The following is a 12,742-nucleotide window of genomic DNA, read 5'->3' as shown; positions in this document are numbered from 1 at the left end:
CCCGAGAACGACAGAAGGGGCGCCGCGAGAGCGGCGCCCCTTCTCTCATGTCCGGCGCTCAGCGCCAGCGGGCGATCACCGTCGCGCCGCCGACCACCTTGTCGCCCGGACCGACGAGCGGGTCCGCGGCGTCGGCCGGCAGGTAGACGTCGGTACGCGAGCCGAACCGGATCAGGCCGAAGCGCTCACCCCGGGCCAGCAGCGAACCCACGGGCGCCCGCTGCACGATCCGGCGGGCGATCAGCCCGGTGCGCTGCGCCACCACCACGGTGCCGTGGTCGGTGTCCAGCACCGTGTACGCCGCCACGTTGTGCTCGGCGTCCGGCTTCATGGCGTTGACGAACCCGCCGTCGGCGACGAAGTAGTCGACCACCTTGCCGGCCACCGGAGCGCGGTTGACGTGCACGTCCAGCACCGACAGGAAGACCGCGATCCGCAGCCACTCGCCGTCACCGAAGCGCTCGTCCTGAAGGCGCTGCACGGACAGCACCTGACCGTCCGCCGAGGCGACCACCGCCGACGGGTCCTCCGGCACGTCCCGCTCCGGGTCGCGGAAGAACGCGGCCACCGGCGCGGCGGCCAGCGCCGGCAGCAGCCAGAGCTTCGACTTCGGCCGCGCGGCCCGGGCCAGGGCGGCCAGGCCGAGCGTGATGCCGGCCGCGGCCACCCCGTTCGAGTCGATGTGCATGCCCCGGGTCAGCGGCACGCTCGACGGCCGGTACGCAGGGGACAGCGAGGCCGCGAGCGCGACCGGCGCCGGGGTGAACCGCAGGTGGTGCACGCGTACCGGCGGGGTGTTGCGCAGCACCAGGTCGGTGCGTACGCCGTGCAGCACGCCCTGCCGGTCCAGCTCGCCGTCGGCACCCTCGGTGCGGAACAGCGGCGCGGCGACGCTCAGCACCGCGCCCTCGGCGAGGTATTTCGCCAGCCCGTCGATCGCGACGCGCGCCTCGTCCGCGGTGCCGCTGAACGGCTCGGCGACGACCACCACCGCGGCGGCGTCCGCCTCGGCGAGGGTGTCGACCACGCGTACCCGGTCGGCGACCCAGCGGCCCTGCGCGGTCACGTGTTCGCGCAGCGCGGCCGCCGCGGCGCCCTCCGCCGGCACCACTGTGAGCCGGTCGCCGGGGAGCAGCGCCTCGATCGCGGCGGCCAGCACCGCGGACTCCGGGGTCGCGCCGACCAGCAGGCCGGCCTTCGGGTCGTTACGCCGGGCGAACTCGCTGACGAGCGTGCGGGCGGCGCGCTCGCCGATGCGGACCGCACCGGAGGGAGCGGTGACGCGCACGGCGGGGGACTGGGTCATGTCGGACGGGCTCCTGACGAGATAGCGAACGGACGGGGCGGCTCCGGCGACCCGGCCGGCGGCTCCGGCATGGTCGGGGTGCGCGGGGCCGGCCGGCGGAGACGAGATCTCCGCCGACCAGCATAGGCCGCGTCCGGAGGGCGCCGCAGTGGCGCGGTCAGGCCGGATCCCCCGGCGTACGGCGCTGCGGAGCCGCCTCGTCGGCCGGTGGATCGAGCGGCGGCAGTTCGCGGGTGGCCGGTTCCGCGGAGTCGGTCGTGGCCTCGGTGGCCCACTCGTCGGCGCGGTCGGGCGTCTCCGGGCCGGCGGTCGTCTCCGCGCTGCCGGCGGTCTCCGGGCCCGCGGCCGGGGAGCCGTACGGCGCCGAGACCGTGACGTCCGGCGCGGGCTGCGTGGTGGGCTGCTCCGGGGGACGGCCCGAGCGCAGCGCGCCGATCAGCCCGAGCAGTCCGATCAGCACCAGCCCGCCGGCCAGGAACCAGCCGACCGGGGGTACGGCGAGGCCGAGGATCCGGGCCAGCAGCCACCAGACGGACAGGCCGAGGAAGACGAGTCCGAAAGCGAACGACACGATGTCGGTACGGTGTGCCTTCACCGGGTCACCTCCAGCTTGCCGGCGTTCACGTGGACGTAGAGGCGCAGCTTGCCGCCACCGGGACCGTCGGCGCCCGGGTCGGTGGTCTCCCACTGACGACCGCCGAGCCCGCCGCTGCGCCGGCCGAAGACAGTGGCGTCGCCGGCGTTCACGTCGGCCACAGTGGTCACGTCGACGTCCGGCGGTACGACAACTGTCGCGTTGCCGAGGTTCACGTCGACGGTCACCTGGACGTCCTGCTTGTCGAAGTCGATCCCGCGCAGGTCGAGCGTCGCGTCACCGAGGTTGTTCTCGTACCGGTCGGCCAGGTCGCGCAGGTCGGTCGGCGCCCAGGTGACGTTGCCGTCGATGCCGCGTACCCGGTCGTAGGACTCGGCGACGGTGGCGATGCCGAGCGCCGCCGCTGTCACCAGGCCCAGGGCGATCAGCCAGCGGGCCCGGCCGAACCAGGTGCCGACGAGCAGACCGAGGCCGATGGTCGCGAGTACCGCGGCGAAGTAGCCGGCGGCGCCGACCGGGAAGACGTCGAGCAGGTCGAGCATTGCGACCATGCCGAGCGCCAGGAAGATCAGCGAGAACGTGATCGCGCCGAGTGGCGAGCGCTCCTTGGGCCGCTTCGGCGGTCGCGGCGGCCGGACCGGTGGCGGAAAGGGCGGCGGGACGGGCGGCGATCCGGCGTACGGGCCGTGCGGGGCGAACGGCGGCCGGTAACCGCCGGGCGGCAGCGGTGCGCCCACCGGCGCGGGCGGCGGCACGGCGGCCGGCTCGTCCAGCCGGGCTCCGGCGTCCCGCGCGCCCGTCCAGGCCGGGTTCGCGCCGTACGCGGGCCAGGTGGCGGTGTCGGCGACCGGGCCGGTCACGTGCTGCATCGCGACGGTCGTCGGCTCGGACGGGCCCGGCCGGGTGCCGGCCGCGGCGGGCCAGCCCGGCGCCGGCAGCGTCGGGTAGCCGGTAGTAGGCCCGGGGTGGCCCGGCTCGCGCTCCGCCTCGGACGTGGCCGGGTGCCCCGGCTCGGACGGCGCCGCCGGCGGGTAGCCGGGCTCGGAGGCGGACACCGGCGGGTAGCCGGGCTCGGCGGGCATGCCGCCGGACGGCGCCGCCGCGGGGTGTGCCGGTCCGGCGGGTGTGCCGGTCCACTGTGCCGCGGGGGGAGCCGCGGTCCAGGTGCCCGGCGCCGGGGCCGGCGGCGCGGGCCAGGCCACCGGTGGTACCGGACCCGGCGGGGGACCGTGCGGCGGCGCCGGCTGAGCCGGCCGCTGCGCCGGGCCGCGCTGCTCGCGGTTGAGCAGGAGCGCGCCGCCGATCAGGATCACCGCGCCGAGCAGGATCGCCCGGAACCCGTCGGTGACGACGTAGGCGAAGCCGAGCGCCACCACGATGCCGAGCACGATCACCGTGATCGGGGACATGCTGGACCGGCCCCGGCCGAGCATGGCCTCCACCGGCGAGGCGGTGTCGCCCTCGCCGGGGATGATCAGCCAGCCGGCGACGTACACGATGATCCCGATGCCGCCGAAGAAGCCGAGCACGGCCAGCAGCACTCGCCACAGCACCGGGTCGGTGTTCGTGGCCCGGCCGATGGCGGCGCACACCCCGGCCAGGTAGCGGCCCTCACGGGGGCGTACCAGGCCGTACCGGGTGGTGAAGCCGGCGGCGCCGGGCGGTGGGGCGTACCCACCGGGTGGCGGACCGCCGAACGGCGTGCCGCCGCCGGGCGGCGGGGTCGCCTGGTCGGTGGGTGCCGCTCCCGGCGGGGGCGGCGGGGCGTCCTGTGCTGCCGCCCAGGGGCGGGGCGGACGGGCAGCGTCCTCGTTCATGCCTTCGATACTGCTGCCCCGGCCGCCCGAGCAGCCTCCGGACCCGACCCTGACCCCACCCTGAGATCCTCCGCCGGTGAAACTCCGGGGCGTCCCCGTGGTCCCGGGCGTCGCGGCCGTGTGACGATCGGGGCGTCGGCGCCGCCGACGCGTCCGCCTCGACCTGGGAGCCTCCGATCAGCAGCACCCCCGCCCCGCACGCCCCGCGCCTCTACCGGGCCACCGACCACCGGCTGGCCGCCGGGGTGGCCGCGGGCATCGCCGAGCACCTGGGCATCCCGGTGCTGCGGGTACGCGTGGCGTTCATGGTGCTGCTCGGGCTGAGCGGTCTCGGCCTGTTGCTCTACGCCGCCTTCTGGGCGGTGGTCCCGCCCCGCCCCGGCGACACCGCCGTCCCGCCCCGCCGCGACCTCGCCCAGCTGCTGCCGTTCGTGGTGATCGGGCTCGGCGTGCTGCTGCTCCAGGTGGTCGCGTTCAACTCGGTGGGCGCGGCCGGCACCGCCGGCTGGCTGGTGGCGATCATCGCGGTCGGCGCGGGCGTCATCTGGCACCAGTCCGCCCCGGAGCGCCGCCGGCAGTGGGGCGACTCGGCGGTGCCCTGGCTGGGCGCGGTGGTGGAGGAGAGCGACAGGCGCGCGTTCGTGCTGCGCTTCATCGGCGGCGGCGTGCTCGTCGCGGTGGGCATCATCGGCGTGGCGGCCGTCTACTCGCCGGCGCAGAACGTCGACGCGGTGCTCAACGGCGTGATCTTCGCGCTGGTCGGGCTGGCCGGCGTGGGTGTGGTCACCGGTCCGGTGCTCTGGCGCACCTGGAACCAGCTCCGCTCCGAGCGGGAGGGCCGCATCCGTGAGCAGGAGCGCGCCGAACTGGCCGCGATGGTGCACGACCAGGTCCTGCACACGCTGGCCCTGATCCAGCGCAACGCCAGCGACGTCAAGACGGTGCAGCGTCTGGCCCGGGGCCAGGAGCGCTCGCTGCGCAACTGGCTCTACAAGCCGGCCGCCTCGCCCACCGAGCGCTTCGCGGCCGCCCTGGAGCAGGCCGCCGCCGAGGTGGAGGACACGTTCGCCATCACCGTCGAGGTGGTGGTGGTCGGCGACCGGGAGACCGACGAGCGGGTGGGCGCGATCGTGGCTGCCGCCCGGGAGGCCCTGGTCAACGCGGCCCGCCACGCCGGTGTGCAGACCGTGTCGCTGTACGCCGAGGTGGAGCCGGAGCAGGTGAGCGTGTTCGTCCGGGACCGGGGCAAGGGCTTCGACCCGGATACGGTGGAGAATCACCGGCACGGCGTCCGGGGCTCGATCATCGGACGGATGAAGCGGCACGGCGGCCGGGCGGAGATCCGGTCCGAGCCGGGGGAAGGGACCGAGGTCCGGCTGATCCTGCCGATCAGCGGCTCCGGCTCCACGGCGGAAAGGGACAAGTGACATGTCCGAGCAGGAACCGGTCGAGGGTACGGCGCCGAGCGGGCCGCTGCGGGTGTTCCTCGTCGACGACCACGCGATGTTCCGGGCCGGCGTCCGTGCCGAGCTGGGCACGCGCGTGGAGGTGGTCGGTGAGGCCAGCTCGGTGGCCGAGGCGGTGACCCGGATCGCCGCCACCGCTCCGGACGTGGTGCTGCTCGACGTGCACATGCCCGACGGTGGTGGCCGCGCGGTGCTGGAGGCGATGCGGCGTACCCACCCGCAGGTGCGGTTCCTGGCGCTGAGCGTCTCCGACGCCGCCGAGGACGTGATCGGCCTGATCCGCGCCGGCGCGCGGGGGTACGTCACGAAGACGATCTCGCCGGAGGAGCTGACCGGCGCGATCCGGCGGGTGGCCGACGGCGACGCGGTGTTCAGCCCGCGGCTGGCCGGGTTCGTGCTCGACGCGTTCGCCTCCCGGCCGGACGCGCCGGTGGCCGACCCCGAGCTGGACCAGCTCACCAACCGCGAGCGCGAGGTGCTGCGGCTGCTCGCCCGGGGATACGCGTACAAGGAGATCGCCAAGGAGCTGTACATCTCGATCAAGACGGTCGAGACGCACGTCTCCAACGTGTTGCGCAAGCTCCAGATGTCGAACCGGTACGAGCTGTCCCGGTGGGCCGCCGACCGCCGGCTGGTCTAGGAACCGACGCCCGCCCGGGGGCGGGGCCTCGGCGACCTCGTACCCCGGGGTGCCGGTGGTGCCCGCTCGGTCGGCATGGCATCATCCGGACGGACAAAAAACCCGGCAGCCGGGTGCTCGCGAAGGGGGCCGACGCCGGCGCGGTGAACGTCACAGCCTCCCGTGTCGCAGGGACGTCCGTCGACCTGTCTGTGCCCGTCTTGCCTGTTCAGGGCCCTATCGTCCGTGCGCTTTGTGATCTTTTCTCAAGTATCGGCAACGTGGCGACCAACTAACGGCTTGATAACGGCACCTTCACGGAAAGGGCCGGTTGGTGTCACAGTGGCAGCACCTCACCCCCCGGTGTGAGGCATCTCGTCGGGCCTGCCGACCACGTGACGCCGTCTTTCGCGCCGCCGCGTGGTCGCCGACCCTGCGCGGTGTCTCGTCCAGGGTGTGGCGCCCGGCGGATCGGTACCCCTGGGGTGTCCCGAATTCCTCTGCGGTAAACCGGCGTCCTGCGGTTCGGGTCGCCGGTGGTGTCACCCCCAAAGACGTGCGTGAAACTCACGACGGAACCAGGTTAGAAAGAGGAGGCCCCTCGGAATGAGAGTCTCGAAGCGGGCGAGCGGCGCGCTCGCGGTGGGCGCGGCATTCGCGCTCGTCGCGTCCGGCTGCTCCAGCGGGAACAACGACGGTGGCGACGCCGGCGCCAGCAAGGACGGCGCGATCGTCATCGACGGCACCCAGCCGGAGAACCCCCTGGTTCCGGCGAACACCACCGAGACCGGTGGCGGCGCGATCATCGACTGGATGTGGAGCGGTCTGGTCGAGTACCCCAACAACGGTGGGGCGCCGCAGAACCTGCTCGCCGAGTCGATCGACACGAGCGACTCGAAGGTCTTCAAGGTCAAGATCAAGCAGAACACCAAGTTCCACGACGGCACCACCGTCAAGGCCGAGAGCTTCGTCAAGGCCTGGAACTGGGCTGCGTACGGCCCGAACGGCGCGCAGAACGCCTCCTTCTTCTCCGACATCCAGGGCTTCGACGAGGTCTACACCGAGGACCCGGACGGCCCGGACGGCCCGCAGAAGGCCCCGGAGCCGAAGGCCAAGGAGATGTCCGGCCTGAAGGTCGTCGACGACTGGAACTTCGAGGTCACGCTCTCCGCGCCGACCGCCGTGTTCCCGACCAAGCTCGGGTACAGCGCCTTCGTGCCGCTGCCGGACGCGTTCTTCTCGTCCACCCCGGCTGACTTCGGCAAGAAGCCGATCGGTAACGGCCCGGTCAAGCTCGTCTCCTGGCAGGACGACGTCGAGATCAAGCTGACCCGCTTCGACGACTACAGCCTGCGCGACAAGATGAAGGTCAAGGACGTCACCGTCAAGATCTACCAGGACGACACGGCGGCGTACAACGACCTGCTCGCCGGCAACCTGGACTTCCAGCAGCAGGTTCCGGTCTCCGCGCTGGCCGGTGAGAAGTGGAAGACCGACCTGGCCGAGCGGGCCATGGCCTCGACGACCCCGTCGACGGGCATCATCGCCTTCCCGATCTACGACAAGCGCTTCCAGAACCCGAAGCTGCGCAAGGCGATCTCGCTGTCCATCGACCGGCAGTCGATCACCGACAAGATCTTCTTCGGTACCCGTAAGCCGGCCGACAGCTGGGCCAACCCGCTGACCCCGGGCGCCGAGCCGGGCAACTGCACCGCCTGCAAGTTCGACGTGGCCCAGGCCAAGCAGCTCCTCCAGGAGGCCGGTGGCTTCCAGGGCAAGCTGACCCTGTCGTACAACGCGGACGCCAGCCACAAGGAGTGGATGGAGGCCGTCGCCCAGCAGATCAAGACCAACCTGGGCATCGACGCTGTTGCCGTCGGCGTGCCGACCTTCGCGGTCTTCCGCGCCAACATCAACGCCTACAAGATGACCGGCGCGTACCGGGCCGGCTGGCAGCAGGACTACCCGGACGTGGAGAACTGGATCAACCCGCTCTACGTCACCGGTGGTTCCTCGAACGACGGCAAGTACAGCAACCCGCAGGTGGACGCCCTCGCCAAGGAGGCCTCCGCGGCCCCCAGCATCGAGGAGGCCCACAAGAAGTTCGCTGAGGCCGTCAAGCTCATCGACCAGGACGTCCCGTCGATGCCGATCTACTTCGGTGGCCAGCAGTCCGGCCACTCGGAGAAGATCAAGAAGCTGGAGCTGACCAACGTCGGCGAGCTCGACATCACCTCGGTCGAGCTCTGATCCGAACGGTCTGACCCCGGGTCGGGCTCGCCTACCGGTGAGCCCGGCCCGGGGCCGTTCCGCGAGGGGGTGTACAACGGACCCCTCGCACGTTGTCGCCGCCGCGCCGGCCCGCCCCGGCGCTCCCTGTCTGGAGGACCACCCCATGGGCCGTTATCTCTTGAGACGGCTGCTGCAACTCGTGCCGGTGTTCATCGGCACGACGTTCCTGATCTACTGGCTCGTCTGGTCGGTGCCCGGTGACCCCTTCGCCGGCAAGTGCGGCGACCGCGGTTGCCCGCCGAACTACCGCGCCATGATGACCGAGAAGTACAACCTCGACGAGTCGATCTGGGTGCAGTACGCCAGCTACATGAAGAACCTTCTGCAGGGTGACTTCGGTATCACGTTCGGCGGTCGCGAGATCAGCGACATCATCGCCACGTCGTACCCGAACACCCTGAAGCTGGCGGTGGTCGCCCTCGCCATCGAGGCCGTGATCGGTCTCGGCGCCGGCATCCTCACCGGCCTGCGGCGCAACGGCTTCCTGGACAACCTGGTCCTGGTCTCCACCCTCTTCCTGATCGCCCTCCCGGTCTTCGTCATCGGCTTCGTGCTGCAGTGGCTGCTCGGCGTGAAGTGGGGCATCATCAACCCGACCGTGTCCAACGAGATGCGGTTCAGCGAACTGATCGTGCCGGGCTTCGTGCTCGGCAGCGCATCGATGGCGTACATCGCCCGGGTGGCGCGTACGAGCATCGCCGAGAACCGGCGTGCCGACTACGTCCGCACCGCGATCGCCAAGGGTCTCCCGATGCGCCGCGTGGTCGGCGTGCACCTGCTGCGCAACTCGCTCATCCCGGTGGTCACCCTGCTCGGCACCGACCTCGGCGCGCTGATGGGTGGCGCGATCGTGACGGAGGGCATCTTCGGCATCAACGGCATCGGCCGGCAGGTGCTCCGCTCGATCGTCACCAAGGAGAGCGCTACCGTTGTCGGCATCGTTGTGGTGCTGGTGCTCGTCTATCTCATCATGAACCTGGTGGTGGACCTGCTCTACGCCGCCCTCGACCCGAGGATCCGCTATGAGTGACCGCCGCAGCGTACGAAACGTCCCAGCAGTCTGCGCGGGCAACCACGCCCGTGCCGAGCGCAGCGAGGTACGGGCATGAGTGACCCGAATACCGCGTCGATCGTGTCGACGCCGCCCGCGACCATGCCCACCGAGGCGGGGTCGGGCGCGCCCACCAACGCGGGCCTGCCGGAGAGCGCGAAGCAGAACAAGCCGCGTGGCCTGCTCGGTGACGCCTGGATCGACCTGCGCCGCAAGCCGCTGTTCTGGATCTCGGCGACGATCATCCTGGTCTTCCTCGTGATGGCGGCCTTCCCGTGGCTGTTCACCTCCGGCGACGCGGTGAACGGCTCGCTGGACCGCAGCCGGGTCGAGCCGTCGTCGGCCGCCTGGTTCGGCTACGACGTGCAGGGCCGCGACGTCTACGCCCGGGTCATCTACGGCGCCCGCGCCTCGATCGTGGTGGCTGTGGTCTCCACCTTCCTGACGCTGCTGGTCGGCGGCACGATGGGCATCATCGCCGGCTACCGCGGCGGCTGGGTGGACGCGCTGCTCTCCCGCATCGCGGACATCTTCTTCGGCCTGCCGTTCGTGCTCGGCTCGATCGTCATCCTGACCACGTTCAACGGGTCCGGCTCCGACAACGGCGAGTGGACGATCATGGGCCTGGTCATCATGTCCCTGAGCGTGCTGAGCTGGCCGGTCGTGATGCGGCTGATGCGCTCCTCGGTGCTCGCCACCAAGGAGGCCGACTACATCGTCGCGGCCCGCGCGCTCGGCGCCGGCACCGGCCGGATCATCCTCAAGCACCTGCTGCCGAACTGCCTGGCCCCGCTGCTGGTCTACGGCACGATCATGGTCGGCTCGTTCATCGGCGCGGAGGCCACGCTCTCGTTCCTGGGCATCGGCCTGAAGAGCCCGGTCGTCTCCTGGGGCATCATGATCAGCGAGGCGCAGAACTACATCCGGGTCTCGCCCTACCTGCTGTTCTTCCCCTCCGCGTTCCTCGTCGCCGCCGTGCTGAGCTTCGTCATGCTCGGCGAGGCGGTCCGCGAGGCCCTCGACCCGAAGCTCCGTTAGGGGAACTGAGTTGTCCGACATTCTCGTGTCCGAGCAGTCCTCGCCGGGCGCCGACGGATCCGGCCGCCCCTCGGGTCGGCTGCTCGAGGTCGACGACCTTCGGGTGGAGTTCCGCACCCGGGACGGCGTCGCCAAGGTCATCAACGGAGTCACGTACCACGTCGACGCGGGGGAGACCCTCGCCGTGCTCGGCGAGTCCGGCTCCGGCAAGAGCGTCACCGCGCAGACCATCATGGGCATCCTGGACACCCCGCCCGGCTTCGTCACCGGCGGCAAGGTCCGCTTCCACGGCAAGGACATGCTCACCATGTCCCCCGAGCAGCGGCGGCGGATCCGGGGCGAGGGCATCGCCATGATCTTCCAGGACTCGCTCTCGGCCCTCAACCCGGTTTTCACAGTCGGCTTCCAGATCGCCGAGCAGTTCCGCATCCGCCGCGGCATGAGCCGCTCGGACGCCAAGAAGCGCGCGATCGAGATGCTCGACCAGGTGAAGATCCCCAACGCCAAGGGCCGGTTCAGCAACTACCCGCACCAGTTCTCCGGCGGTATGCGGCAGCGCGCCATGATCGCCATGTCGCTGGCGCTGGACCCCGAGGTGCTGATCGCCGACGAGCCGACCACCGCGCTCGACGTGACCGTGCAGGCCCAGATCATGGACCTGCTCGGCGAGCTCCAGCGGGAACGGCAGATGGGCATGATCCTGATCACCCACGACCTCGGCGTGGTCGCCGACGTCGCGGACCGGATCGCGGTCATGTACGCCGGCCGGATCGTCGAGGAAGCCGACGTCTACGACCTGTACCGCAAGCCGGCACACCCGTACACGCTCGGCCTGCTCAACTCGATCCCGCGGATGGACGAGAAGGGGCAGGAGCTCCGGACCATCAAGGGCCTCCCGCCGAACCTGATGAACATCCCGACGGGCTGCGCGTTCAACCCGCGCTGCCCGATGGCGCAGCCGATGTGCCGGGAGAAGGTCCCGCCGCTGCTGCAACTGGGCAACGGCCGGGCCAGCGCCTGCCACTTCGCCGAGGAACTGGTGAACCGTGACTGAGAACATCATCGAGGTCCGTGACCTGGTCAAGCACTACCCCGTGACCCGGGGCGTGGTGTTCAAGAAGACCATCGGTCAGGTCAAGGCGGTCGACGGCGTCTCCTTCGACCTCAAGGCCGGCGAGACGCTCGGCGTGGTCGGCGAGTCCGGCTGCGGCAAGTCGACGCTGGCCCGGGTGCTGATGAACCTGGAGAAGCCGACCGGCGGCCAGGTGCTCTACAAGGGCCAGGACATCTCCAAGCTCTCCGGTGGCGCGCTGCGGCGGCTGCGCCGGCAGATCCAGCTGGTGATGCAGGACCCGTACACCTCGCTGAACCCCCGGATGACGGTGGGTGACCTGATCGGCGAGCCGTTCGAGATCCACCCCGAGGTCGCCCCGCGCGGCAGCCGGCGCAACAAGGTCAAGGAGCTGCTCGACCTGGTCGGCCTCAACCCGGAGCACATCAACCGGTACCCGCACCAGTTCTCCGGCGGTCAGCGGCAGCGCATCGGCATCGCCCGGGCGCTGGCGCTGCGGCCCGAGGTGATCGTCTGCGACGAGCCGGTGTCGGCCCTGGACGTCTCGATCCAGGCTCAGGTGATGAACCTGCTGGAGAAGCTCCAGGCCGAGTTCGGGCTGTCGTACGTCTTCATCGCCCACGACCTGTCGGTGGTGCGGCACCTCTCCGACCGGGTCGCCGTGATGTACCTGGGCAAGATGGTGGAGATCGGCACCGAGGACGAGATCTACGAGCGGCCGACCCACCCGTACACCCAGGCGCTGCTGTCGGCGGTGCCGGTGCCGGACCCGACCGTGCGGGAGAGCAAGGCGATCATCCGGCTCCAGGGCGACGTGCCCTCGCCGGTCAGCCCGCCCTCGGGCTGCCGGTTCCGCACCCGGTGCTGGAAGGCGCAGGACGTCTGCGCCCAGGAGGTGCCGCTGCTCCAGATCCGGCCGGGCTCGGACCACCCGAGCGCCTGCCATTTCGCGGAGAAGCGGGAGATCGTCGTCACCCACGAGGTGGCCTGATCCGTTCCGGACCGCCTGCCGGCGTCAGCCCGACGCCGGCAGGCGGTTCGTCGTCTCCGTGGCCGTCACAGCGCCTCCGTGGCCGTCACAGCGGGCCGCGGCCGGCGCGCAGCAGCAGGAGCGCAAGCTGGGTGCCGTCGGCGCCGAGTTCGGACCGGAACCGCTCCAGGATCTCCCGCTCGCGGGAGAGCACCAGCCGGGTGCCGCCGGACGCCATCCGGGTCGCGCCGACCTCCTGGGAGAGCGCTGCCCGCTCCTGCCAGAGCGCGATGAGGGTGCGGTCGATCTCGTCGATCCGCCGCCGGATCTCACCGATCCGTTCCGCCGCCGCCGCGTCGTCGGTGCCGGTCCGGGCCGCCGCGGCGCCGGTCGGGTCGCCGCCGGCCGGCCGGTCGTGCCGCGCCAGGCTGCCGCTGGACTCCACCACGTCAGTCATCATCGTCGTCCCTCTCGGGGCTCGGGCCCGGTACCCGGATCCCGGGACGGAAAAGCCCC

At 71.4% G+C, this 12,742-nt stretch carries 10 protein-coding genes and 1 pseudogene; 7 read left to right on the top strand and 4 right to left on the bottom strand.

Annotated features, from left to right (window positions below; translation table 11 throughout):
• Positions 1-58: 58 nt before the first annotated feature.
• The 3 genes and pseudogenes from MICAU_RS26990 to MICAU_RS26980 all read right to left on the bottom strand — a co-directional run bounded on the left by MICAU_RS26990 (position 59) and on the right by MICAU_RS26980 (position 3,718).
• Positions 59-1,306 (bottom strand): phosphatidylserine decarboxylase, encoded by a 1,248-nt coding sequence (locus MICAU_RS26990; RefSeq protein ID WP_013288529.1) that lies wholly within the window; start codon positions 1,304-1,306, stop codon positions 59-61.
• Between the two features lie 337 nt (positions 1,307-1,643).
• A pseudogene (locus MICAU_RS33710) lies at positions 1,644-1,901 on the bottom strand (hypothetical protein); the annotation flags it as partial.
• On the bottom strand, positions 1,898-3,718 hold the full coding sequence (locus MICAU_RS26980) for a PspC domain-containing protein (RefSeq protein ID WP_013288527.1): 1,821 nt from the start codon (positions 3,716-3,718) through the stop codon (positions 1,898-1,900). The gene MICAU_RS26980 and the pseudogene MICAU_RS33710, both read right to left, overlap by 4 nt.
• A 176-nt stretch (positions 3,719-3,894) precedes the next feature.
• Here MICAU_RS26980 and MICAU_RS26975 point away from each other — a divergent pair, with 176 nt between their 5' ends.
• The 7 genes from MICAU_RS26975 (at position 3,895) to MICAU_RS26945 (ending at position 12,247) form a co-directional block, all read left to right on the top strand.
• Entirely contained in the window at positions 3,895-5,145 is a 1,251-nt protein-coding gene (locus MICAU_RS26975) for an ATP-binding protein (protein ID WP_083791348.1), read from the top strand.
• Between the two features lies 1 nt (position 5,146).
• Entirely contained in the window at positions 5,147-5,824 is a 678-nt protein-coding gene (locus MICAU_RS26970) for a response regulator (protein WP_013288525.1), read from the top strand.
• Between the two features lie 585 nt (positions 5,825-6,409).
• On the top strand, positions 6,410-8,053 hold the full coding sequence (locus tag MICAU_RS26965; protein ID WP_013288524.1) for a peptide ABC transporter substrate-binding protein: 1,644 nt from the start codon (positions 6,410-6,412) through the stop codon (positions 8,051-8,053).
• A gap of 145 nt (positions 8,054-8,198) precedes the next feature.
• The gene (locus MICAU_RS26960) at positions 8,199-9,125 is read left to right on the top strand and encodes an ABC transporter permease (protein ID WP_013288523.1); all 927 of its coding nucleotides are present in this window, start codon (positions 8,199-8,201) and stop codon (positions 9,123-9,125) included.
• 75 nt (positions 9,126-9,200) lie between these two features.
• The gene (locus MICAU_RS26955; RefSeq protein ID WP_013288522.1) at positions 9,201-10,184 is read left to right on the top strand and encodes an ABC transporter permease; all 984 of its coding nucleotides are present in this window, start codon (positions 9,201-9,203) and stop codon (positions 10,182-10,184) included.
• A 25-nt stretch (positions 10,185-10,209) separates the two neighbouring features.
• The gene (locus tag MICAU_RS26950; RefSeq protein ID WP_013288521.1) at positions 10,210-11,238 is read left to right on the top strand and encodes an ABC transporter ATP-binding protein; all 1,029 of its coding nucleotides are present in this window, start codon (positions 10,210-10,212) and stop codon (positions 11,236-11,238) included.
• Complete coding sequence (locus tag MICAU_RS26945) at positions 11,231-12,247, top strand: ABC transporter ATP-binding protein (RefSeq protein ID WP_013288520.1); 1,017 nt, start codon at positions 11,231-11,233, stop codon at positions 12,245-12,247. The genes MICAU_RS26950 and MICAU_RS26945 overlap by 8 nt, the downstream gene beginning before the upstream one ends.
• An 85-nt stretch (positions 12,248-12,332) precedes the next feature.
• Here the strand turns inward: MICAU_RS26945 and MICAU_RS26940 are convergent, their stop codons facing one another.
• Positions 12,333-12,686, bottom strand: a complete 354-nt coding sequence (locus tag MICAU_RS26940; protein WP_013288519.1) for a chorismate mutase — start codon at positions 12,684-12,686, stop codon at positions 12,333-12,335.
• Positions 12,687-12,742: the final 56 nt, after the last annotated feature.

It is taken from the genome of Micromonospora aurantiaca ATCC 27029 (genome assembly GCF_000145235.1).
GTDB lineage: Bacteria > Actinomycetota > Actinomycetes > Mycobacteriales > Micromonosporaceae > Micromonospora > Micromonospora aurantiaca.
This window is presented reverse-complemented; position numbering and strand designations above follow the sequence as displayed.

Excerpts from the sequence above, each read along its gene's own strand:
- MICAU_RS26990 (WP_013288529.1), bottom strand. The coding sequence starts at position 1,306 with ATGACCCAGTCCCCCGCCGTGCGCGTCACCGCTCCCTCCGGTGCGGTC.
- MICAU_RS26980 (WP_013288527.1), bottom strand. The coding sequence starts at position 3,718 with ATGAACGAGGACGCTGCCCGTCCGCCCCGCCCCTGGGCGGCAGCACAG.
- MICAU_RS26965 (WP_013288524.1), top strand. The coding sequence starts at position 6,410 with ATGAGAGTCTCGAAGCGGGCGAGCGGCGCGCTCGCGGTGGGCGCGGCA.
- MICAU_RS26970 (WP_013288525.1), top strand. The coding sequence starts at position 5,147 with ATGTCCGAGCAGGAACCGGTCGAGGGTACGGCGCCGAGCGGGCCGCTG.
- MICAU_RS26955 (WP_013288522.1), top strand. The coding sequence starts at position 9,201 with ATGAGTGACCCGAATACCGCGTCGATCGTGTCGACGCCGCCCGCGACC.
- MICAU_RS26960 (WP_013288523.1), top strand. The coding sequence starts at position 8,199 with ATGGGCCGTTATCTCTTGAGACGGCTGCTGCAACTCGTGCCGGTGTTC.
- MICAU_RS26940 (WP_013288519.1), bottom strand. The coding sequence starts at position 12,686 with ATGATGACTGACGTGGTGGAGTCCAGCGGCAGCCTGGCGCGGCACGAC.